Source organism: Streptomyces sp. NPDC031225, assembly GCF_055570355.1.
In genome coordinates, this window is record NZ_JBVIHJ010000011.1 from 118,609 (window position 1) to 140,750 (window position 22,142).

Annotated in this window: 17 protein-coding genes and 1 pseudogene; 2 read left to right on the plus strand and 16 right to left on the minus strand. The window is 72.1% G+C overall.

Annotated elements, in window-relative coordinates; genetic code table 11:
* Positions 1–44: 44 nt before the first annotated feature.
* The 13 genes from ACZ48Z_RS20230 to ACZ48Z_RS20290 form a co-directional block, all read right to left on the minus strand.
* Positions 45–434: an STAS domain-containing protein gene (locus ACZ48Z_RS20230; RefSeq protein ID WP_468737219.1), complete on the minus strand. Its 390-nt coding sequence runs from the start codon at positions 432–434 to the stop codon at positions 45–47.
* A 137-nt stretch (positions 435–571) separates the two neighbouring features.
* The gene (locus ACZ48Z_RS20235; RefSeq protein ID WP_468737220.1) at positions 572–775 is read right to left on the minus strand and encodes a CDGSH iron-sulfur domain-containing protein; all 204 of its coding nucleotides are present in this window, start codon (positions 773–775) and stop codon (positions 572–574) included.
* On the minus strand, positions 756–1,454 hold the full coding sequence (locus ACZ48Z_RS20240) for a HemK2/MTQ2 family protein methyltransferase (RefSeq protein WP_468737221.1): 699 nt from the start codon (positions 1,452–1,454) through the stop codon (positions 756–758). The genes ACZ48Z_RS20235 and ACZ48Z_RS20240 overlap by 20 nt, the downstream gene beginning before the upstream one ends.
* Positions 1,455–2,468, minus strand: a complete 1,014-nt coding sequence (locus ACZ48Z_RS20245) for an iron-containing redox enzyme family protein (protein ID WP_468737222.1) — start codon at positions 2,466–2,468, stop codon at positions 1,455–1,457. It abuts the gene before it with no gap.
* Between the two features lie 115 nt (positions 2,469–2,583).
* Complete coding sequence (locus tag ACZ48Z_RS20250; protein ID WP_468737223.1) at positions 2,584–2,754, minus strand: hypothetical protein; 171 nt, start codon at positions 2,752–2,754, stop codon at positions 2,584–2,586.
* A gap of 73 nt (positions 2,755–2,827) precedes the next feature.
* A complete protein-coding gene (locus ACZ48Z_RS20255) occupies positions 2,828–3,835 on the minus strand; it encodes a Ppx/GppA family phosphatase (RefSeq protein ID WP_468737360.1) in 1,008 nt (335 codons plus the stop codon).
* Between the two features lie 170 nt (positions 3,836–4,005).
* Positions 4,006–5,508, minus strand: coding sequence for an MFS transporter (locus ACZ48Z_RS20260; RefSeq protein WP_468737224.1), 1,503 nt, complete (start codon positions 5,506–5,508; stop codon positions 4,006–4,008).
* Between the two features lie 157 nt (positions 5,509–5,665).
* Positions 5,666–6,085, minus strand: coding sequence for a GNAT family N-acetyltransferase (locus ACZ48Z_RS20265; RefSeq protein WP_468737225.1), 420 nt, complete (start codon positions 6,083–6,085; stop codon positions 5,666–5,668).
* 118 nt (positions 6,086–6,203) lie between these two features.
* Positions 6,204–9,017: an NHLP bacteriocin export ABC transporter permease/ATPase subunit gene (locus ACZ48Z_RS20270; protein WP_468737361.1), complete on the minus strand. Its 2,814-nt coding sequence runs from the start codon at positions 9,015–9,017 to the stop codon at positions 6,204–6,206.
* Positions 9,018–9,033: 16 nt separating this feature from the next.
* Positions 9,034–11,256 (minus strand): NHLP family bacteriocin export ABC transporter peptidase/permease/ATPase subunit, encoded by a 2,223-nt coding sequence (locus tag ACZ48Z_RS20275; RefSeq protein ID WP_468737226.1) that lies wholly within the window; start codon positions 11,254–11,256, stop codon positions 9,034–9,036.
* Positions 11,253–12,059, minus strand: a complete 807-nt coding sequence (locus tag ACZ48Z_RS20280; RefSeq protein WP_468737227.1) for a hypothetical protein — start codon at positions 12,057–12,059, stop codon at positions 11,253–11,255. The genes ACZ48Z_RS20275 and ACZ48Z_RS20280 overlap by 4 nt, the downstream gene beginning before the upstream one ends.
* Positions 12,060–12,229: 170 nt before the next feature.
* Positions 12,230–12,445, minus strand: a complete 216-nt coding sequence (locus ACZ48Z_RS20285) for a type A2 lantipeptide (RefSeq protein WP_468737228.1) — start codon at positions 12,443–12,445, stop codon at positions 12,230–12,232.
* A 468-nt stretch (positions 12,446–12,913) separates the two neighbouring features.
* Positions 12,914–13,327, minus strand: coding sequence for a hotdog domain-containing protein (locus ACZ48Z_RS20290; protein WP_468737229.1), 414 nt, complete (start codon positions 13,325–13,327; stop codon positions 12,914–12,916).
* 186 nt (positions 13,328–13,513) lie between these two features.
* Here ACZ48Z_RS20290 and ACZ48Z_RS20295 point away from each other — a divergent pair, with 186 nt between their 5' ends.
* Complete coding sequence (locus tag ACZ48Z_RS20295; RefSeq protein ID WP_468737230.1) at positions 13,514–14,941, plus strand: S1 family peptidase; 1,428 nt, start codon at positions 13,514–13,516, stop codon at positions 14,939–14,941.
* Between the two features lie 196 nt (positions 14,942–15,137).
* Here the strand turns inward: ACZ48Z_RS20295 and ACZ48Z_RS20300 are convergent, their stop codons facing one another.
* A complete protein-coding gene (locus ACZ48Z_RS20300; RefSeq protein WP_468737231.1) occupies positions 15,138–17,285 on the minus strand; it encodes a PP2C family protein-serine/threonine phosphatase in 2,148 nt (715 codons plus the stop codon).
* Positions 17,286–17,633: 348 nt separating this feature from the next.
* Here ACZ48Z_RS20300 and ACZ48Z_RS20305 point away from each other — a divergent pair, with 348 nt between their 5' ends.
* Entirely contained in the window at positions 17,634–18,242 is a 609-nt protein-coding gene (locus tag ACZ48Z_RS20305; RefSeq protein WP_468737232.1) for a LuxR C-terminal-related transcriptional regulator, read from the plus strand.
* A gap of 306 nt (positions 18,243–18,548) precedes the next feature.
* Here ACZ48Z_RS20305 and ACZ48Z_RS20310 read toward each other — a convergent pair.
* Both ACZ48Z_RS20310 and ACZ48Z_RS20315 read right to left on the minus strand, forming a co-directional pair.
* Positions 18,549–20,387 (minus strand): annotated as a pseudogene (locus tag ACZ48Z_RS20310) (ATP-binding cassette domain-containing protein); the annotation flags it as partial.
* On the minus strand, positions 20,384–22,093 hold the full coding sequence (locus tag ACZ48Z_RS20315; protein WP_468737233.1) for an ABC transporter ATP-binding protein: 1,710 nt from the start codon (positions 22,091–22,093) through the stop codon (positions 20,384–20,386). The pseudogene ACZ48Z_RS20310 and the gene ACZ48Z_RS20315, both read right to left, overlap by 4 nt.
* Positions 22,094–22,142 lie beyond the last annotated feature (49 nt).

The window sequence follows — 22,142 nt, forward strand, 5'->3', positions numbered from 1 at the left end:
CGAGGTCCGGCGGACGGAGTGGGGCCGTCCGCCGGACCCTCGGGTCATTCCGCTTCGGGCAGCTCCGAGGGCTCCGGGAACCCGGGCAGCGGCGGAAAGCGGCGCCACAGGCCCGCGGCGCGCAGCAACCGGTGCAGGCGTGGCTCGTCGGCGAGCACGCGCAGTCGTCCGCCGCGCTCCCGGGCCCGGGTGTCGGCGCGGCACAGCACCCGCAGGCCCGAGCAGTCGAAGAACTCGACCTGCCGCAGGTCCACCAGCACGTCCGGCCGGGGCGTCGCGGTCGCCGCGTCCAGATGCTCCGCGAGGAAGCCCGCCGTCGCGAGGTCGATCTCGCCGGCGGCCTCCACCACGGTGAAACCGCCGTCGGCCCGGGTGCGGGCATACGGGTTAGCCGTGGGTGTCTCGGGAAAGCGGTCGTCGGACTCCGGCGTCATGGCCGCTCCACCTCGGCGAGGGACGCATGTGATCTCGGTAGCTACCCCGGAGCGGCCCGGAACATCCATCCAGCGAGGTCCGCAAGATCTGGTTCACTCGACCAAGTGAATTTCAGTCAATAGCGTTGACTTCTTGTCTATGTGTGGGTGCGGTCCCGGTGGCTGGTGTCGCACCAGGGGTAGCGACGACTGCGCCGGCACGTGCACAGAGCCACCCGGAAGCGGTCGGAGACGACCGTGCTGCCGTCCTCCAGCTCCACCTCCACCGGCCCTTCCACGAGGAGCGGACCCCGGTGCTGGACGCGGATGCGGCACGGCTGCTCAGAGGGGGAGTTCGGCACGGACGACCACCAGCTCTTCCTTCTCGTCGGCCGTGGCGGTGGCGGACAGCAGCCCGCACCGGCGCAGCCAGTCCTCCCGGGTACGCAACACCGGACCGAACGCGATGCGGTGACGGCGGGTCACGGCGGCCTTGAGACCGGCCTCGCGCAGATGCCCGACCGTCCGCGCCGAGTCGCTCAGCTCGGAGTGCACGATCAGCAGCACCCCTCCGGGACGCAGCAGACCGGGCGCCTCCCGGCAGACCCGGTCCAGCACGAACCGCCCGTCATGGCCCGCGTCCCAGGCCCGGGCCCTGCCCCGCGGCAGTTTGCCCGCCGTCGTCGGCGCGGGCACGTACGGCGGATTGGTCAGGATCAGATCGAACGACTGGTCCCGTACGGGCGTGAACAGGTTCCCGCGCCGGACGTGGACGGACGCCCCGGTCAGCCAGGCGTTCAGCCGGGCCGTGCAGACCGCCCGCCACGACACGTCCACCGCCGTCACCCTGCTGCCCCGGTGCGCTGCCTGCAGTGCCAGCGCACCGGTGCCGGTGCCCACGTCGAGGACGTGCGCGCCCGGCGGCAGCGGTTCTTCGGACAGGGCCCCCGCCAGGAGCGCGGTGTCCTCCTGCGGGGTGTACACACCGGGGAGGACCAGGGGCGGAATCAGTGATCTCACCTCGGCCAAGTACCCCGGCATTCAGGAAATATGGGAGGTTTCGGAAGGAAGCGGAATGCGCAGGGACGAGCGGCCGGCCCGCCAGTCACTCAGGAGACGCTCCGCGAGCCGGTCCTCGACATGACCGGTGACGTCGATGCCGAAGGCGATGTCAGCGGCGAGATGCGGCTCCTCGTCCAGCAGACCCCCGATGACGTCATGGCGTACGACCTGCTCGTGGACGGCGTCGGCCTCGACGTGTTCGTCGTAGAAGTGCTCGGCGGCCGCTCCCGCGCCGGTGCGGCGCATCGCCTCGGCCAGCCGCCGGGAGCCGGGCGAGGAGGTGATCTCGACCGCCGCGAAGTGGCCCACGAGTGCCCCGCGCAGACTGCGGTGCAGGCCCAGCAGCGACATGAGGTTCACCGTCGCGAGCAGCTCCGCGCAGGCCGCGTCCAGGTAGTGCCCGTAGGTCGTGTCCAGGCGCAGGTCCGTCATCAGCTCGGCGAACAGGAGGGCGTGGACGCGGTCGGGGCGGCCGCCGCCGAACTCGTCGAACTCCACGGCCGCCATGCCCGCCTTGGCGCGGCCCCAGAGCCTGGGCAGCACCCATGCGTGCGGGTCGGCCTCCTTGAGGTGGTAGAGGGAGCGCTGGGCCGCGTACTCGCGCACCTGCCACAGCTCGCCCTCCTTGCTCAGGAAGTGGCTGACACCCGTGCCGTCGACGGGTTCGACGAGAAGTCCGGCGAGCGCGTCCTCGACGCTGTCGTGGACTTCGGTGTCCGTGCGCAGGGCGGACAGGAAGCGGTGCTCCAGTGCGGCCCGGGTGCGCAGCAGGTCGGGGTCCCACTCGTGGTCGGGGGACACGCCGGCGAAGCCGCGGTAGTGCAGTTCGTAACAGAGGTACAGGGCGAGCTGGAAGTCGTCGCCGTACACGGCTGCCGCCGCGACCTCCTCGTGGCGCGGCAACGATCCGGCGCCGAGCAGATACTCCTCGACGGCCGCGGAGACAGGGCCCCGGGCCGGCGGCAGCAGTGGTCCTTGGAGGTCGTGATCCATGCGCCCCGAGTACCCGGGGAACACGAGGTCATCCGGCCGCGTCGACACCCAGGAGGGCGCGCACCACGTGATCACGGAGATCTCGGGTGCGCCGGCCGGCATCGGCTGCCCGGGGTCACTCGCCCTTCGACTCCTCCTGGGCGTGGGTGTTCGGGGTGATGGCCTCTCCGGCCTCGCCCTCGTGTCCGCGCTTCTCGTCGGGGTCCTGGATGCGCGTCTCGGCGTCCTCGAACTCGCGCAGGACCTCCTCCAGGGAGGTGTCCGGCCTCTGCCTCCTCTCGGACACGGTCGGCTCCTCTCTGCTCGTCCACCGGTCGGCGGCCGGTGGCCTTCTCGTCGTTCGGATGGGGCGGCTTGGCTCAGCGTGTGGCGGCCGCGATGCGCAGGGGCACCGGGTCCGGGGGAGTGGTCTCCTCGTTCCGGTGGGCGACCTCCGCCCACCAGGACGGGCCGTCCTCGATGTGCCGCAGCAGGACGCCCTCGCGGATCGCCCAGGGACAGATGGTGACCGTCCTGATGCCGGTGAGCTTCATCGCCGTGTGTCCGACCACCGCACCCGCCAGACTCTGCGCGGCGCGCGGCGCGGAGATGCCGGGCAGTTCGGACCGGCGTGCGGCCGGGAGCGCGGCCAGCCGCTCGATCGCGTCCCCCAGGTCGGCGCGGTGCATCCGCCGTTCCACGAACGGACCGTGCCGCCCCGGTGAGGTTCCGCAGAGCCGACCCAGCTGCTGGAAGGTGCGCGAGGTGGCCACCGCGGTGCGTGGTCCTTCCCAGCGGATGCGCGACGCCACGTCCCGCAGCTGGTGGCGGACCTTGCGGCGCAGTGCCCGCAGTGCCTCCGGGGGCGGTGGGTCCTGGCCCAGGAGGAACTCGTGGGTCAGCCGGCCCGCGCCCAGCGGGAGCGAGGCCACGTAGTCCGGCAACCGGCCGCGTCCGAAGGCCACTTCGAGTGAGCCGCCGCCGATGTCGAACAGCGCGAGCGGCCCGGAGCGCCAGCCCATCCACCGTCGCGCCCCGAGGAAGGTGAGTTCGGCCTCCACCTCGCCGGGCAGCGTGCAGAGAGCGACGCCGGTCCTCGTCCGCACGGCGCGAAGCACCTCCTCGCGGTTCGGTGCGGAGCGCACGACGGCCGTCGCGAAGGCGAGCGGTCCGGCCGCACCCCACCTCGCGGCGGTCCGCTTCGCCCCTTCCACCGCCTCCACCAGTTGCTCCACGGCCTCCTCGGGTACCGGTCCACCCGGCCGCACATGATTGGAGAGTCTCAGCCGCCACTTCGCCGTGTGCACCGGCAACGGCACCCCGTCCTCGGCGTCCGCCACCACGAGTCGCACCGTGTTCGAACCCACATCCACCACGCTTATCCGCATGGAACTGTGGGTACCCATGCGCGACCCCCTTCAACGTCAGCCGTCGCGCCGGGTCGTCACTCCGGGCGACCGGGCCCGAGGAGTCCCATTACGCGTACGGGACCACGAGAAGGGCCGCCGTCTCCCTGCTGACGGCGGCCCTTCGGACCTGGCGGCTCCTGCGGCGGCGGTTACATGTGGACGACGGGTGCGGCGTCCGCGTCCTGCTCCGGCACCCCGCGCCGGAAGAGCAGCAGGGTGATCACGGCGCCGGCGCCGAAGAGGCCCGCCGACCACCAGAAGGCGGTGGTGTAGCTCTCGATCGTCGCCTGGGCCTGGACCAGCTTGTTCGCGGCGTTCCTGCCGACCAGGTAGTCGGTGGCGGCGCTCGCGGCCAGCGTGTTCAGCAGCGCCGTACCGATCGAACCGCCCACCTGCTGCATGGCGTTGACGGTGGCGGAGGCGACACCGGCGTCCTCGGACGCCACCCCGCCGGTGGCCAGCTGCATGGCCGGAGGCATGACCAGGCCGAGGCCGAGTCCGGTCACGATCAGCTGCGGCAGCACCGCGGAGACGTAGCTGGAGCCGACGTCGATCCCGGAGAGCCAGGCCATGCCGACCGCGGCGATCGCGAAGCCCAGCGGGATGACCGCCTTCGGGCCGATCCGGGGCACCAGCATCGTGGTGCCGATCTGCGCGGCGACCATCAGCGCGGCGACCATCGGCAGGAAGGCCACACCGGTCTTCGTGGGGCTGAAGCCGAGGTTTAGCTGGAGGTAGTAGGTGAGGAAGAGGAAGACACCGAACATGCCGCCGCCGGAGATCAGCACGGCCAGGAAGGACGCGGCGCGGTTGCGGTCCAGCAGGATGCGCAGCGGCAGCAGGGGGTGCGCGGCGCGGGTCTGCCACCAGGTGAAGGCGGCCAGCAGCGCGCCGCCCGCGATCAGGAAGCCCCAGGTCTGCGGGGAACCCCAGTCGTGGGTCTCGGCGTTGGAGAAGCCGTACACCAGGGAGAAGAGACCGCCGGCGACCAGTACGGTACCGGGCACGTCCAGCTTGGAGTTGGCGGCGTCGCGGTGGTTGTGCAGCAGCAGCCAGCCGCCCGCGAAGGCGACGACGGCGATGGCGACGTTGACGTAGAGCGTCCAGCGCCAGTCCAGGGCGTCGGTCAGGACGCCACCGAGCAGCAGGCCCACCGCACCGCCGGCACCGGCGATGGCGCCGTAGACACTGAACGCCTTGGCGCGTTCCTTGGCGTCGGTGAACGTCGTGTTGAGCAACGAGAGCGCGGCGGGCGCGAGGAGCGCGCCGAACGCACCCTGCAGAGCGCGGGCGGTGACCAGCATCTCGAAGTTGGTGGCGGCACCGCCGAGCGCGGAGACGGCGGCGAAGCCGACGACACCGATGAGGAAGGCCGTCTTGCGGCCGAAGAGGTCGGCGATCCTGCCGCCGAGCAGCAGCAGGGACGCGAACGCCAACGCGTACGCCGTGACGATCCACTGCCGGTTGCCGTCGGAGAAGCCGAGGTCGGCCTGGGCCGAGGGCAGGGCGATGTTCACGATGGTGGCGTCCAGGACCACCATCAGCTGGGCGAGGGCGACGACGGCGAGAATCCACCACCGCTTGGCCGAGGCGTCGGGGTGTGCCTGTACGGCGTCCTCCCGGCTGCTCTCGGTCAGAGTCTTCTCGGACATGGGAATCCACCACTCCAGGGAAAGTCGGCTGGGCGTTACCAATGCGTAAACGAAACCGTTTCGTACACATGGAGGCTAGACCACTCTCAGCGAAACGGCAACGTTTCGCTGAGAGTGGGTGGAGTGGGGGCGGTGCGCGAGGGAGGGGTCGCCGGTCCTAGAGCGGCTTGACCCAGCGGCGCCAGTGGTCCTCGCGGTGATAGCCGGCGGCGGCCCAGGCATGCTGTGCCTGTTCGTTGGCCTCCAGGACCATGGCGTCGACGCGGCGCCCGCCCAGGGCGGCGAAGCGCTGTTCGACCGCGTCCAGCAGGGCGGTGGCGATGCCCTGCCGGCGGTGGTCCGGATGTACGGCGAGCCGGTAGGCGGAGCAGCGCCAGCCGTCGAAACCGGCGATCACGGTTCCCGTGAGCAGTCCGTCGCGCTCTGCGAGAAGCAGGGCTTCGGGGTCTCGCGCGATGAGTCGGCCCACTCCGTCGTGGTCGTCGCTGATGCTCGTTCCTTCGGCGGCGTCGCGCCAGAACCGCAGCACGGTGTCGATGTCGGCAGGGGTGGCGTGGCGGATGTGGAGATCGGTCATGGGGTCAGCCAAGCAGAGCGCCGGGCGGTCCGGCGAACGGTTTCTCCGCCGTGGACACAGACGGTTCCCGCGAACGCCCTGACCGGTCCTGACGTCACCCCGTCAGGCCGTCTCAGCGTCACGCCATCTGTCGTCGCACCAGCTCGTGCAGCCGTCCGCCGGTGTCCGCGAGGAGTTGTGCGGGCGGTCCCTGCTGGGCGACCTTGCCGTTCTCCATCACGATCACGCGGTCCGCGTCCAGCACCGTGGACAGGCGGTGGGCGATGACGATCCGGGTGGCGTGGAGGGCCTTGGTGGACTCGATGACCGTGCGCTGGGTCTCGTTGTCCAGGGCGCTGGTCGCCTCGTCGAAGAAGAGGATCCGCGGCCGCCGTATCAACGCCTGGGCGATCATCAGGCGTTGGCGCTGCCCGCCGGAGATGGCGCCGCTGCCCGACACGATGGTGTGCAGGCCCATCGGCATCCGCTGGATGTCCTCCGCGAGCCCCGCCATCGAGGCCGCCGCCATCGCCTCCTCCGGGGTGTAGGGCTCGGTGCCGCAGATCACGTCCATGATGGAGCCGGTGAACGGCTGGGCGTGCTGGAGGACGACACCGCACTGCCTGCGCACCGCCGACTGGTCGAGGGCCGCCAGGTCCTGGCCGTCGTAGAGGACACTCCCGGAGACCGGGCGGTCGAATCCGATCAGCAGCCTGAGCAGGGTCGACTTGCCGCAGCCGCTCGGGCCGACGATCGCCACGAACTCACCCGGCCGGATCTCGAAGGACACGTCGTCGAGGATCAGCGGACCGTCGTCGGAGTAACGGAAGGAGAGCCTGCGCGCCTCCATCGCCCCGGTGAGCGGACCCGGACGGGTGCTCGCGGTGCGGACCTCGGGGGCGGCGTCCAGGACCGGCTTGATCTCCTCGAACAGCGGGAGCGCGGCCACCACCGAGACGAAGGAGCCGGTGAGCGAGGTGACCGCGGTCAGCAGCATCGTCACCGAGGTGTTGAAGGTGAGGAACTCCGCCGCCGACATCGAGCCGCGCGCCGGGCCCGCGAGCAGCATGAACATCAGCAGGGTGCACAGCGGGAGGTAGACCGAGCCCATCACCGTGGTGAGGTTCTTGATCCGCCCGACCTTCTGCTGGAGTTCGCGGCTGCGGGCGAACTCCGAGGCCCAGGCCGCGTAGGCGTAGTTCTCGGCCGCCGCGACGCGCAGCTTGGGCAGCCCGCGCAGGGTCTGGAAGGCCTGGTTGTTCAGCTTGTTGCTGAGGACCACCAGCCGTCGCTGCCAGCGCACCTGCCACAGCCCGAGGCCGAGGAATCCCGCGGCGATCACGACGAGCATGCCGATCGCCGCCATGGCCATCGGCGCGCTGTACCAGAACAGCAGTGCCAGGTTCATCGCTCCGACGGTCAGCGACTGGGCGACCGCCGGGCCGATGCCCGCCATCATCCGGCGGATCGAGCTGATGCCCATGGCCTGACTGGCCAGTTCACCGGTGGAGCGCTCGGTGAAGAACTTCGTGGGCAGCCTCAGGAGCCGGTCCCACACCGCCGGCTGGAGGGTCGCCTCGATACGGCCCTCCAGGCGGAGCATGGTGAGGTTCTGGAGCAACATGAAGGCCGCCGTCACCACACCGCTGACCATCACGGCCAGACACACCTGGACGATCAGCCCGGTCTGCGCCTTCGGTACGAACTCACCGAGCACCTTTCCGGTGGCGATCGGGACCAGCGCGCCGATCCCCACCGTCACCAGACCGCTGAGCAGCAGGTTCGACACGTCGCCACCGGTGCCGCGCATGCTGAACCGGAGCAGTCCCGGCAGGCTGAGCTTCCGGTCGGGAAGGGGGCGGTAGAACATCACCGCGCGGGGCTCGAACTCCTCCGTGTTGTCCTTCTCGACCGGCGTCTCCCGTCCCGTCGCCGGGTGCACCGCCACATAACCGCCGCGTCGCCACAGCAGCGCGACCGGCGCACCCGACAGGGCCCGGTGACCGACCAGCGGACCGACGTTGTCGTGCCACCAACTGCCCTCAAGGCGTACGGACCTGATACGGACCCGGGAGGCGAGGGCGATGCGCTCGACAGGATCGAGGCGGTCGCTCTCGGTGCCGCTCCGGGCGTTCTCGGCGAGCGGGATCCCGGCGGCCTCGGCGACCAGCTTGCACGCCGCGTAACTCGCGTCCGCGTCGGCGGCCGTCGCCCGCTGCTTCGACCGGCCGATGGACGCCAGCAGTGTCCGGTCGGCCTGGGCGCGGACCGCCTCACCGGCCTTGATGCCGGCGGCCGTCCGGGTCTCGTGGGTGTGTTCCAGCTGTTCGATCCAGCGGTCCAGCGTGGTCAGCAGCCGGTACTGCTGGTCGACCATGCTCTGCCAGACCCCGGGGTCCATCAGCAGGTCGGCGGCCGCCTCGGCGCCGTAGTGCGAGCCGTACTGCACGCTTCCCGGCGGCACCTGCATCCAGAAGACGTCGTCGTCGGTCGGGGCGGCGGCCCGTTCGTCGGCCATCGGCGCCTGGAAGAGGATGGACAGACTCCGGCCCACGCCGAGTGCGAGGGCGTACTCCAGCGGGCTCGTCGTCGGCGGTACGTACTGGGGGTTGCCGTACGCGTCGTACGACCACGTCTGGGTGTTCGCGGGTTCGTACAGCTCGCGCAGGCCGATGCGGTGGACCACGCAGTCCCGCAGGGGCCGTGCCACCAGGGTGTGCTGGGGTCCCGCCACCGGCCCGAGCAGCAGGGCGCCCGGCTCCAGACGGCCCAGGTGATGCCAGTGGCCCTGTTGTTCGGCGTCCACCGCGAACAGGTCCACGGCACCGGACATCACCAGCCACAGCACCTGCGGGCCTTCGAGGTCCAGGCGGCTGTGCCCTGCGCAGTCGATGCGGGTGCCCATCTGCCCCAGAGCACTGAGGACCACGTCACCGTGCTGGGGGGAGTTCATGTCCGGGGAGGTCATGTCACCGTTCCTTGACCAGCGCCGCGTACGCGCCGCCGCGCGCCACCAGTTCCTCGTGCCGCCCGCGCTCCACGATCGTGCCGTGTTCCAGTACGACGATCTCGTCGCTGTCGCGCACGGTGCTGAGCCGGTGCGCGATCACCACACAGGCGCAGCCGCGCTTGCGGAGGTTGTCCATGACGGTCAGTTCGGTCTCCGCGTCCAGCGCGCTGGTCACCTCGTCGAGGACCAGGATGCTGGGTCTGCGCACCAACGCCCTCGCGATCTCCAGGCGTTGGCGCTGCCCGCCGGAGAAGTTGCGGCCGTCCTGCTCGACCCTGGTGTGGATGCCGCCGGGGCGGCGCAGCACCACGTCGTACAGGGCGGCGTCCCGCAGGGCGTCCACCACGGCGTCGTCCGGGATCGACGGGTCCCACAGCGCCACGTTGTCGCGGACGGAGCCCTCGAAGAGGAACACGTCCTGGTCGACGAAGGACACCGAGGAGGCGAGCGCGCCGCGCGGGATGTCGTCCAGGCGCTGTCCGTCGATGCGGATCACCCCCTCCCAGGGGGCGTACAGGCCCGAGATCAGCCGGGACACGGTCGACTTGCCGCTGCCGGAACCGCCGACCAGCGCAACCTGCCGGCCGGGCCCCACGGTCAGGTCGAAGCCGGTCAGCAGCGGCTTGTCGAGCGGGTTGTAGCCGAAGGTGATGTTCTGCAGCTCGACGTGACCCTGCAGCCGGCGCGTCGAGTCGCCGGCGCCGGGGCGGTCGTAGAGCGGGTCGGCCTTGAAGTTCTCCACGTCCTTCAGGCGGGCCACGTCGGCGGCGAAGTCCTGGATGCGGCCGGCCACGCCGTTGAGGCGGGTGATCGGCGCGGTGAAACGGGTGACCAGGGCCTGGAAGGCGACCAGCAGACCGACGGAGATCCCGCCCTCGACGGCTCGCATGCCGCCGATCCACAGGATGAGGGCGCTGTTGAAGGTGGCCAGCATCGGCGCCACCACACCCAGCCAGGCGCTCGGCACCCCGAGCCGCTGCTGCTCCTCCAGCGTGGTGGCGTGCTGCCCGGCCCACTTGCGGAAGTAGCCGTCCTCGCCGCCGGTCGCCTTCATCGTCTCGATCAACTGCAGGCCGGTGTAGGCGGTGTTGGTGAGCCGGGCGCTGTCCGCGCGCAGCTTCGCCGTACGGGTGGCCCGCAGCCGGATGACGACCCGCATCGCCACCACGTTGAGCAGGGCGACGCCGATGCCGACGTAGGTGAGCTGCGGATCGTAGGTGTAGAGCAGGAGCGCGTACAGGACGACGACCACGGCGTCGACGCCCGCCGCCGCGAGGTCGCGGGACAGGGTCTCGGCGACCTGGTCGTTGGACTGGAGTCGCTGGACCAGGTCGGCCGGGCTGCGCTGGGAGAAGAACGTCACCGGCAGGCGCAGCAGGTGGCGCAGGAAACGGGCGCTGGAGAGGGTCGAGGAGATGATGCGGCCGTGCAGCAGGTTCGCCTGCTGGAGCCAGGTCAGGGCGAGGGTGAGAGCCACACAGGTGCCCATCGACGCGAAGAGCACGCCGAGCAGGGAGGTCTGGCCGCCGATCAGGAACATGTCGATGTAGGTGCGGCTCAGAGCGGGCGTGGCGGCGCCTACCAGCACCAGCAGCAGACTCGCCAGGACCGACGCCGGCATGGTGCCCGCGGTGCCGCGCAGCCGGGCCGGCATCGCGCCGAGGATCCCCGGTTTGCGGCCGCCCGTGGTGAAGCCCTCGCCGGGCTCCATCACCAGCACGACACCCGTGAAGCTGCCGTCGAAGTCCTCCATGGGCACGAAACGACGGCCCTTGCCCGGGTCGTTGATGTACACACCGCGGCGGCCGAAGCGGCGCCCCATGCCGTCGTAGACGACGTAGTGGTTGAACTCCCAGAACAGCACGGCCGGTGTCCTCACCCCGGCGAGCGCGGCCGTGTCCATCTGCATGCCCTTGGCGGTCAGGCCGTAACTGCGGGCCGCCTTGAGGAGGTTGCTGGCCCGCGAGCCGTCCCGGGAGACACCGCAGGCGATGCGCAGCTCCTCCAGCGGGACGTGCTTGCCGTAGTGGCCGAGCACCATGGCCAAAGACGCGGCGCCGCACTCCACGGCCTCCATCTGCAGGACGGTGGGTGTCCGGACCGTCTTCGCCTTCCCCGTGGGGACCGGGCGCTTGGGCGGGGCGGAGCGGCGTCTGCTCCTGGTGTCCTGTGCGGTGCTCACGGCAGCAGCCAATCGACGGGGCGCTGGTCGGCCAGCCGGATCGAACCCGAGGCCACGGTCATGGAGGTGAGGGCGAAGGGCGGTCCGTCCGCGGATGACCACTTGTAACCGCTCTTCGTGCCCTTCGACTTGTCCAGCCTCACCAGGACGGCGACCGGACGGCCGTCCTTGGAGAACTGCTCGCCGAGCTGGCTGTCCCCGAGGAAAGCGGCGATCTGCTGCGCCGACTGCGCCGAGCGGTCCACCGACTTCACATGGCCGCGCAGCACGCCGTACTCCTGGGTGGGCACCGAGGAGACGGTCAGGTCCACGGGGGCGTTCGCCGGGATGGCGGCCGCGTTCTCGGCGGGCACGTACACCGTGGCGTACATCGGGTCGGAGCTGTGGGCGACCTTCTCCACGGCGGCGACGTTCGCGCCGGTCGAGATGATCTGGCCGATGGTGGCCGCCAGTGCGGTGACCCGGCCCGCGGCGACCGTACGGACGACCGTGTCGCCCTTGGACGTGCGGACCTTCAGTACGGGGGAGTCGGCGGGCAGTTGCTGCCCCTCGGCGGCGAGCACCTTCGTGACCTGGCCGGCGACCGGGCTCTGCAGGATGTAACTGCCCTGCCCGTGCGTGAGGATGGCGGGCGCGCTCACCGTGGAGGCGACCGAACCGGTCACCGCCCACACGGCGGCGGCGGCCATCACGACCACCGTCACGGACATCACGAGCCAGCCCTGCGGACGGGCGAAGCGCACCGGAAGGTCGAGCTCCTCCGGTGACTGGAGCTTGGCGAGGGCCTGTTGGCGGAACTGCACGGAACTTCCCTCACCTGCGAAAGAGAGAGGACCGGCTCGCGTGAGCCGGTTGGTGTACGATCCCCGGCCCGTGAGCCGGCTGGTTTTCGAAACCCGAAAGCCCCGGAGCCAGTAAGCGGCTCCGGGACAGGGCGATCACAAGTGGTGCGATCAGATCACGTGGAGTGTGATCAGAGACCGGCGACCAGGCCGGTGACCGGGGCGGTGTTCAGGCCGGTGACACCCTCGACGGTGCCGACAACGGTGTTGACCAGGCCGGAAACCGGGGCGACGCCGTCCACCAGGCCGGTGACGGTGCCGAGGGCGTTGAGGGCGAGGCCGCCGGAGACGTTGTCGAGGTCGGCGTCCGAGATCTCGACGGTCTCAACCTGGGGGGTGGAGTTCATGATGGAACTTCCCTTCGTGTGGATATCTCAGCAAGGGGGGAGCGGCCCCCTCTGGGGACAGATGACGGCCGCGATCGCAGATGCCCGACCCCCGTTTCCGGGAATGCCTGGCTGCCCTGCGGTGCGATGGATCAAAGCACGCTGCGGCGCCGCGCTTCCAATCAATCACCCGTCTCACCAGGGAACTTGAGTCACAGAAGCTTCCATCGGTGCAGGGTTGCGCACGCCTTGGAGTCGACTTCTTCACATGTGATGCCGTAATGGCGTGCGGCGGCGCTTGCCGTCGGTGCGGCGAATGCGACACACCTCTCCAATGGCATGGGCGCCGGCCGCCAAGTGTGCAGAACTTCCGCCACCGGTGACCTGGTTGAGCATTCGATGTGCAGATTCGCTGAAGGGGGGATTCGGGGCAGAATCCACAACGGAACGTCGCCGACCACTTGCTGAGCGTGTCATTTCCGCGAGTGTTCAGCCCAGGAGCGCGTAGACCGTGCTCGCGCGGGCCGCGAGTCCACCCGACACGGAGTCGGTCAGGGTGATGTCGGCGAACGGCATGCGGCGGCCCAGCTTGGTGACGACCGCCTTGATCAGGACATCCGAACCGGCCACCGCCCGCTGGAAAGCCGTGGACTGCTGCACCGCCGTCATGGGCCCGTGGCTGCCCCGGTCCGCCGCCACGGCGATCACCGCGGCGGTGTCGGCGGCGGCCGTCAGCGCCTGGCCCGACAGTGCGCCACCCTCCCGGGCCAACCGCTGTGACCAGGAAAGACGCAGGACCGCATGGTCGTCCCCGAGCGTCTCGACCATGAGGCCGAGGTCGAGGACCCAAGGGGCGAAGTTGCCGGTGAGGATCTTGTCGGCTTCGGCGGGCGTCATCGTCATATGGGGGATTGTTCCCGCCCGCCACGCGCCCGGCACGGCCCGTGGCCGAATCGGCGTGGCAATCGGCGTGTAAAGAAACGGCATTGAACGCACCGGGCGCACCCTGCGTACCCATGACCATCCAGGCGCCCCGCACAACTGCCATACGGCGGTAAAGACTCCGGTCCCCCCAGGAGGTCGAGAAGTTTGAGTCACAAGCGAATTCCGAAGCGCAAGGCCGCGTTCGCGGCAGGCACCGTCGTAGCGCTCGGAGCGGCCGCGATTCTGCTGCCCAACGCCAACGCGTCCCAGGACGGCTCGTCGAACGACACGGCGGCCGTCGCACCCAAGACGCTCAAGGCGACGGACGCCTCGGACCTCGCCTCGCAACTCGAGAAGCTGCTGGGCGACGCCTTCGCCGGGTCCTACTACGACTCCGACAAGCAGCAGCTCGTCGTGAACGTCGTGAACAACGTGGTCTCCGGCGACAGCAACAACGTCGTCGTGCAGGCGAAGAAGGCGGGCGCAGAGGTCCGCGAAGTCGACAACAGCCTCCCCGAACTGGCTGCCGGCGCGAAGACCCTCAAGCAGGAGGCGACCATCCCGGGCACCTCCTGGGCCGTCGACCCGCGCACCAACAAGATCCTCGTGACCGCCGACAGCACGGTCACCGGCGCCAAGTGGAACACCATCGAGTCGACCGTGAAGAGCCTCGGCTCCGACATGGCGACGATCAAGAAGTCGGCCGGCACCCTCAAGACCTTCGTCTCCGGTGGTGACGCGATCTTCGGCGGCGGCGCCCGCTGCTCGCTCGGCTTCAACGTCACCGCGGGCGACGGCAGCCCCGCATTCCTGACCGCGGGTCACTGCGGGGTCGCGGCCGAGCAGTGGTCGGACACCCAGGACGGCCAGCCCATCGCCACCGTCGACCAGGCCACCTTCCCCGGTGACGGCGACTTCGCCCTCGTCAAGTACGACGACCCGGCGACCGTGGCGCCCAGCGAGGTCAACGTCGGCGGCGGCCAGACCGTCGCGATCAACCAGGCCGCGGACGCCGAGGTCGGCGCCCAGGTCTTCCGGATGGGCTCCACCACGGGCCTCGCCGACGGCCAGGTCCTCGGACTCGACGCGACCGTGAACTACCCCGAGGGCACCGTCACCGGGCTCATCCAGACCGACGTCTGCGCCGAGCCCGGCGACAGCGGCGGCTCGCTGTTCACCCAGGACGGCTCCGCGATCGGCCTGACCTCCGGCGGCAGCGGCGACTGCACCGTCGGCGGCGAGACCTTCTTCCAGCCGGTGACCACCGCTCTCCAGGCGGTCGGCGCCACCCTCGGCGCGGGTGACGCGGCCGGCGGCGCGGGCGACGACCAGGCCGGCGGCGAGGAAGCCGGTGCGGGCGACGCGGGTGCCGGTGACGCCGGTGCCGGTGCGGGCGAAGAGGCCGGTGCCGGTGACGACGCGGGTGCCGGTGCGGGTGCCGGTGCGGGCGACGAGGCCAGTGCGAGCCCCGGCGAGGAGGTCGGCGGTGACCAGATCGGCGGCGAAGAGGCCGGCAACGGCGACGCGACGGGCAACGGCGACGCGACGGGCAACGGCGCCGACGACGGCACCGGTGTGACGGAGTCCCACTGATCCCTCAGGGGGTCTGACGCCGGACCTCCTGTACCGGTCCCCTGTACCGGCCGCGTCGGCAGCGGTCCGCCCCCCACCCTCCGCTGCCGACGTCGGTCCGCACGACCACCTTCCGGCCACAGCGCGATGCAGGACGGAAGGTGCAACGGTCCGGCCCTCCGGCGGGAGGGCCGGACCGGCGCGTTGCGCCCCGTCGTCAGCCGTCGGCCCGCAGCAACAGCAACGCCACGTCGTCGATCCGCTCCCGCGCGGCGGCACTGCGGCGGACGAGTTCGTCGGCCAGGTCGTCGAGTGGACGGTCACCGGCCTCGGCCAGCCGCTCTCCCAGATCGGCCAACGCGTCCTCGATGTCGACGCCGGGGGACTCGATCAGACCGTCGGTATAGAGGACGAGGACGGAACCCGGCGCGAGCTCCACCTCCGTCGACGGGTAGACGGCCGAGGCGTCGATCCCCAGCAGCGGGCCGCCGGCCAGGTCCAGCACCCGCACCCGTCCGTCCGGCCGCCGCAGCAACGGCGGGGGATGCCCCGCCCGCGCCATCACGGCCCGCCCCCGCCCGGGATCGAGCCCCAGATACAGACAACTCGCGAACAGGTCGGCGCCGAGGTCGATCAGCAGCCGGTTGGTCGAGCGCATGACCTCCTCGGGCGGCTGGCCGACGGTCGTGTACGCCCGTACCGCCGTCCGGAGCTGCCCCATCAGCCCGGCTGCCGTCACGTTGTGCCCCTGCACATCCCCGATCACGGCGGCCGCGTGTCCGTTCACCGGCACCAGGTCGTAGAAGTCGCCGCCGATGTCCATGCCCTGAGTGGCCGGCAGATAGCGGGCCGCCGCGTCGATGCCGGGCAGTCGGGGCAACGTGTGCGGCAGCAGGGCGGCCTGCAGACCGTGCGCCAACCGGTGCTTGGCGTCGTACAGCACGGCCCGCTCCAGGGCCTGGGCGATCAGCCCGCCGAGACTCGTCAGGACCGCACGCTCGTCCGCGTGGAAGGGGTGCGGTTCCGCGTAGGCCAGCACGCATGTGCCCACCGGGCGCCCCGAGGCGATCAACGGCAGGTAGGCCCAGGCCGCGAACCCGTCGGGGGTGGCGTTCCGCCCCGGATACAGGTGCTCCAACTGTTCCCGGGAGTCGAAGAACGCGGGCACCCCGGTGTTCAGGGCGTGCGTCCCGGGCGTCGGTTCGGCCAGCGGCAGCCCGTCGAAGCGCTCCACTACCCGCGCGTCCGGATAGCCGCGATGCCCGAGCACGTGCAGCCGCCCCGCCTGCGCACCGAGCACCACCAGCGCCTGGCCCCCCACCGCCGGGGCGATCTCGTCCGCCACCAGCTGCACCACGTCCTGCACCCCGACCGCCTCGGTCAGGGCCCCGGCCAGACTCAGCACCTGCGAGATCGTCACCAGTCGGGCCGGCGTGTCCCCGGGCCGCGGTCCTGCCCGGTTCATCTCCGCCACGGCCCGGGCCCGGCTGACCCGGACGCTCAGCCCGGTCGTGCTCGGGTGCAGCCGGAACGACAGCCAGTCCCCGGGCGGCCGCAACGCCACGAACGACGTACTGTGCTGGCTGAGCAGCGCGGCCCGGTAACGGTCCTCGTAGACCGGGTCGTTGAGCCACGGCACCGCCGCCCACAGCTGCGAGCCCAGCAGCCGGGAGACCGGGACCCCGATCAGCCCGGCCGCCGCAGCGTTGGCGAACGAGACCCGCCCGTGCAGGTCGAGCGAGCACAGCCCGTACGGCAGCCGCGCCACCATCCGAGCCGCCTCCACCGTGCCCAGCGTCCCGGCCACGCCCCCCGCCGGCGCCGCGGCGAGCAGATCCGGCTCGGCGTACGGCGGCCGGCTGTCCTGCACCGCCCGCTCCAGCCGCATCGCGAGCCGCCCGCAGGCCGCGCTCAGATGGTCCCGCTCCCGGTCGGTCAGCTCCGGCGGATGCGAACCCGGCCAGGTCACGAAGACCGCGCCGTACACCTTGGACGGGGTCGCCACCGGCACCGCGGCCAGCGCGAACGGATACGGCAGCACCACGGCGATCCGCGGATAGCGGTGCGCCATGTCCCGCTCGCCGCCGACCCACACCAGCCGCCGCTCCCGCACCGCCTCGGCCACCGGGATCGGCGCGCTCAGGCCCACCCGTTCCCAGGGCGCCGCGAACGCCCGCGGCAGGCCCGCCATCACCGCCATCTCCAGCACCGGTTCGCCGGGGGCCAGCAGATACACCGCACCCGAATGGGCGTGCACCTCGTCCATCATCGACGCCAGTGCCAGGGAGAGCAGCGGACGGCCCACCCGCGTCCGGGCGCTCGCCGGCGCCGGGGCGGACATGTGCCCGTCGGACACGCCGACCACCTCCTCGCACGGGCGCGTCCCGGAAGGGGCACCGGGCCGCTGACGCACGCCGGGCCCCAGGGATCAAATCTCCCCCCTCCCGGCGCGTCCCGCACGGCGAGGATTCCGCGCCGGTGACCGGGTGCGGGCACACGGGTAGCGGTGCGACGGCGAGGTGGGCTGTGTACCCCCTCGCTCCCGGCCCATGCCCCCCCAGTCGAAGCGCGCGGCGGCTGACGGGCGCCGTTCGTGCGCCCCCGCGCACCCTGATGGCCAATTCTTCGCGCCCGCCGGACGTCCGGGACCCGAACAATTGGGCACGCGTTCATGGCCATGAATCCGAGTACGGCGAATCGAGGGGGACGAGCAGTGATCCGGGTGCTTCTGGTGCACGACGCGTGTCTGGTCAGATCGGTGCTGGCGGAGTGGCTCCGCCGGGAACCGGACCTCGGGGTGTTCGACGCCCCGTGGCACACGGCGCCGGGCCGCATGCGATCCGTGCAGCCCGATGTGTGCGCCGCCGACCTCGAGTCCTCGGACGCCCACGGCATCCCGCCCTTGGGGGAGTTATCGGTGCGCGAGCCGGACCGCAGTCCGCCGCGCCTCCTCGTACTCGCCACGGCCAGCCGGCCCGGGCTGCTGAAACGGGCCGCCGAGGCGGGAGCACTCGGCTATGTCGACAAGGAGGGTTCCCCGGAGCGTCTGGTGCGCGGGATCCGACGCGTCGCCGAAGGGAAACGATTCGTCGACGACTCACTGGGCTTCGGTTTCCTCCAGGCCGCCGAGATGCCGTTGACCAGACGGGAGTTGAGCGTGCTGACCCTCGCGGCCGAGGGCGCCTCCATCGCGGAGATCGCGGGGAACCTGCACCTGTCCCACGGGACCGTGCGCAACTACATGGCCGCCATCACCCGCAAGACCGGCGCCCGCAACCGCATCGACGCCATCCGTATCTCGCAGGGGCAGGGCTGGCTCTGACCGGTCCGGGGACGCGGTCCGCTTCGGGGCCACGGCCGTCCAGCCGCCCACGAGTTCGCGGTACGCCGCCGAGTCGCGCACGAGCTCGTCGTGGGTGCCGTGCGCCGTGCGGCGGCCGTCCATCAGCAGCACGCTCCCGGCGCGCCGGGCCGAGCTGATCCGGTGGGCGACGACGACCAGCGTGGTGTCCGGCCGCTCGGCGAAGGCCCGTTCGGCGCGCTCCTCGGCCCGGGGATCGAGATGGCAGGTCGCCTCGTCGAGCAGGACGAGCGGGGCGTGTGACAGATAGGCCCGGGTCAGCGCGATGAGCTGCCGCTCACCGGCGGAGAGGACGGCCGGGTCCACGGTCGCCTGCGGCCCGCCGAGCGTTTCGAGCAGGGGGGTGAGCCCGACCGCCCGGGCCGCCGCGAGCAGCTCAGTCTCCGGCACCGTGTGCGGCCTGAGGTGCCCGAGGTTCTCGGCGAGGGTGCCGGAGTGGACGTACGCCTCCTGCGGGATCAGCACCCGCCGCGCCGCGGCCTCGGGGGAGGGCACGGGGTGTCCGCAGAGCCCGATCTCTCCGCCGGTGGGGCGCAGGAGACCGGCGACGAGAGCGGTGAGCGTCGACTTCCCGATCCCGCTGGGGCCTACGACGGCCAGGTGGGCGCCCGGCTGGAGGGCGAGGTCCAGGTCGTCGACGACGGGGGTGGCGGTGGGGCCGTAGGCGAAGGTGACGGAGCTGAGTGAGAGGACGGGGGTGCGGGTGGCCTCACCGCACGCGGTGCGCGCCGCTTCATGACCGTCGGGCGGGCCCACGGTTACCGCGGCGGTCGGCGCCCCATGCTCGGGTCCGTGCCCGGAGCGGGGTGATCCTGTGCGGCCGGGGCACGGGGGGTCGGCTCGCGTTGCGAGGGTCTTGGAGGCCTTCTGAGGCGGGCGGTCCTCGCCGGGGGATGCGGTGTGTTCCGGTCCGCAGCGGGCGTGCGCTGCTGTCGCGACGGTCGCCGAGTCGCGCACGAGTCCGTCGTGTGTTCCGGTACGGCCAGGTGCGTCAGGGGAGTGCGCCGTCGTCGTGGGGGGCTCGGTGGCGCACCGGGGCAGGCCATCCCCGTTGTGGGAGCGGGTACCTTCCGTTGCGTTCTGCGCGACTTCCGCCGGTGCGGGGGCCCTGTCGTTCCCGGGCAGGCGGTCCCCGGCGCGTTCGCTCACGCCCTCGGCCGGTTCGCGGGTCAGTCGGCGCAGGACCACGACCAGCCGCGACCCACTGGTGCCCAGGCCGTGGACCAGGTTGCGCAGGGCGGGGAGGAGGGACTGGGTGACGTAGGCGAGGGCGCCGACCAGGGCGCCCGTGGTGACGCCCCTGGACAGGAGCCAGGGGGCGCAGGCGAGGAGGAGGACGACCGGGAGCTGGCCGCCGAGGGCGAGGGAGGCCACACGCAGCACGGACCAGTGGGCCAGGGAGTACGCGACCCGCTGCTCGGTGTCGACAAGTCGGCCCGCGTCGGCGGCGACGCGCCCCTCCGCGCCGGCCGCCGTGATGTCCCGCAGCCCCGGGCAGACCCTGCCGAGACCTTCGGCCAGTGCCTCGTCGGCGACCAGGAACTCCTCCTGGCGCCGGGCCAGCGGCCGCAGCGTGGCCGCGAACAGGCCCAGGCCCGCGGCGAGCGGCGGCCCCACGACCAGCAGGAGCAGCGGGTCGAGCGAGGCCAGTCCGACGACGGCACCGACGGCCGTGAACACGAACGAACGCGACACCAGCACCAGCCCGGCGAAGGTGTCCCGGGCGATCTCGACCTGCTGGGTCAGCCCGGACAGCGCCCCTGTGTCCGCCTCCCGCACCCCGCGCCCCACCACCCGCGTGACCAGGAGGTCCCGCAGCGGTTCGACCAACGCGGCGACGGCGGCGTACACCCGCACGGTCCCGTACGCGCCGACGAGCACCCCGAGACCGGCCACGCAGAGCCAGGCGAGTCCCGTGCCGGGCCGCCCGGCCAGAAACCCCGCGTCCAGCGCGCGGGCGGGCGCGTACCCGGTGAGGAAGGTCTGGCCGGTCTCCAGCACGGACCACCCGGCGAGCCGCGCCACCGCCCGCCACCGGAGCCGGAGGAACCGCAGACCGCGTGCGGTGATTCCGCGGGTGACGGGGCCACTCCTGCGGAAGGTCATGAGCAGCCCCCGTCCGGCACGGCGGTGTCCGCCCCCTCCGCGAACACCGCCCGGTACTCGGCCAGACCCCACAGCGTTTCGTGCGGCCCCACCGCGCGCACCCGCCCCCCGTCCAGCCAGGCCACCGCGTCCGCGCGGGCCGCCGTGGCGGCGCGGTGGGCGACCAGGAGGCGGGTGCCGCCGGCGCGGCCGTTCACCAGGGCCTCGGTGATGCGGGCCTCCGTCACCGTGTCGAGGCTGGAGAGTGCGTCGTCGAGGATCAGGACGCGGCCACCGTGGGCGAACGCCCTGGCCAGGCCCAGGCGTTGGGACTCACCGCCGGAACGCGGGGCGTCGGCGACGAGGGTGTCGTACCCGTCGGGCAGCCGGCGCACGAAGTCGTCCGCGTGGGCGGTCCGGGCGGCTTCTCGGACGCGGGCGGGGGAGGGGGACGCCAGGGCGAGCCCGATCTCCTCCGCGACGGTGCCGCCGAGCAGGGCGGGACGTCCGAAGGCGTAGCAGGTTGAGCGGCGGAGTTCGTCGTGGGTGAGCTCGCGCAGCGGTACGCCGTCGAGGAGGACCTCACCGGCGTCCGGGTCGGTGAGCCTCCCGGCGACCGCCGCGAGCAGCGACTTGCCCGCGCCGGACCGGCCCACCACCGCGAGCGTCGTCCCGCCCGGCACGACGAGGTCGACCCCGTCGAGCACGGCCCGTCCGCCGCGCAGGGCGGTGACGCCGCGCAGTTCGAGCCGTCCCGGGCCGGGCGGCAGCCGGCGTTCGCCGTGAGCGACGGCGGGTTCCGCGAGGACCTCGTCCAGGCGTCCGGCCGCGGCCCGGGCCCGGGCCAGGCCGGCGAGCTGGCCCACCAGGGCGCCGAGGCCGGTCCCGAGGACCGCGTATCGGGAGGCGGCGAGGACCTCGCCCACCGTGACCCGGTGCCGGGCGAGCAGGACCCCGGCCACGGCGACGACACCGAGCTGGAGCAGGGGGGCGACGGCGACGGACTGGCCCGAGGCGCGGCCCTGCACCCGCCACATGCGGTGACCGGCCTCGGAGAGCTCGGGCAGGGGTCGCAGGATCCGCGCCGTCTCCCGGTCCGCCGTTCCGGCGGCCTGGATGGTGCGGTGTCCGCCGACGGCCTCCGTGAGTGCCTGCGCGATCCGGCCCTGCACCTCCTGGTAGCGGGTCACGCATTCCCGGGTGTCACGGGCGAAGGCGCGCAGCAGCAGGGCGAGGACCGGGGCTCCGGCCAGGAACACGGCCGCCAGCCATGGCGAGATGAGGCCGAGGGCCACCACGGCGCCGACGGGTCCGGCGAGCGCGGCGAGCAGCGCGGCGCGGGCGGTCGGGGCGGTGCCGGCCTGCGCGGCGTTGCCGATGAGGCGGGCGACGAGGTCGCCGGGCCCGAAGCGGGCGGTGGCGCGCGGGCCGACGGCCAGGACGTGACCGGTGAGGCGGCGGCGCAGCCAGGCGGTGGTGCGGGCGTCGACCGTGCCGCCGAGGACGGTTTCCGACGCGTCGAGCAGAGCGATCAGGAGGACCAGTGCGGCGCAGTACAGCACCCAGCGGGTCGCCGGTGCCTGGGCGAGCAGCAGGTCCAGGGTCCGGCCCAGGGCGGCGGGCAGCAGCAGTCCGGCAGCGGTCGCGGCCGTGCTCACCAGGCACAGCACCAGCCAGCGGGCGGGCGCCGGGCCCAGCGGGCCGGACCCCGCTGTGCGAGTGGTCATGCGGTGGCCTTCCCCAGGTGTGCAGAACCCCGGGCGGCCCCTCCCTCGC

Excerpts from the sequence above, each read along its gene's own strand:
- ACZ48Z_RS20240 (WP_468737221.1), bottom strand. The coding sequence starts at position 1,454 with ATGCCGGGGTACTTGGCCGAGGTGAGATCACTGATTCCGCCCCTGGTC.
- ACZ48Z_RS20265 (WP_468737225.1), bottom strand. The coding sequence starts at position 6,085 with ATGACCGATCTCCACATCCGCCACGCCACCCCTGCCGACATCGACACC.
- ACZ48Z_RS20245 (WP_468737222.1), bottom strand. The coding sequence starts at position 2,468 with ATGGATCACGACCTCCAAGGACCACTGCTGCCGCCGGCCCGGGGCCCT.
- ACZ48Z_RS20290 (WP_468737229.1), bottom strand. The coding sequence starts at position 13,327 with ATGACGATGACGCCCGCCGAAGCCGACAAGATCCTCACCGGCAACTTC.
- ACZ48Z_RS20255 (WP_468737360.1), bottom strand. The coding sequence starts at position 3,835 with ATGCGGATAAGCGTGGTGGATGTGGGTTCGAACACGGTGCGACTCGTG.
- ACZ48Z_RS20270 (WP_468737361.1), bottom strand. The coding sequence starts at position 9,017 with ATGAACTCCCCCCAGCACGGTGACGTGGTCCTCAGTGCTCTGGGGCAG.
- ACZ48Z_RS20315 (WP_468737233.1), bottom strand. The coding sequence starts at position 22,093 with ATGACCACTCGCACAGCGGGGTCCGGCCCGCTGGGCCCGGCGCCCGCC.
- ACZ48Z_RS20230 (WP_468737219.1), bottom strand. The coding sequence starts at position 434 with ATGACGCCGGAGTCCGACGACCGCTTTCCCGAGACACCCACGGCTAAC.
- ACZ48Z_RS20260 (WP_468737224.1), bottom strand. The coding sequence starts at position 5,508 with ATGTCCGAGAAGACTCTGACCGAGAGCAGCCGGGAGGACGCCGTACAG.
- ACZ48Z_RS20285 (WP_468737228.1), bottom strand. The coding sequence starts at position 12,445 with ATGAACTCCACCCCCCAGGTTGAGACCGTCGAGATCTCGGACGCCGAC.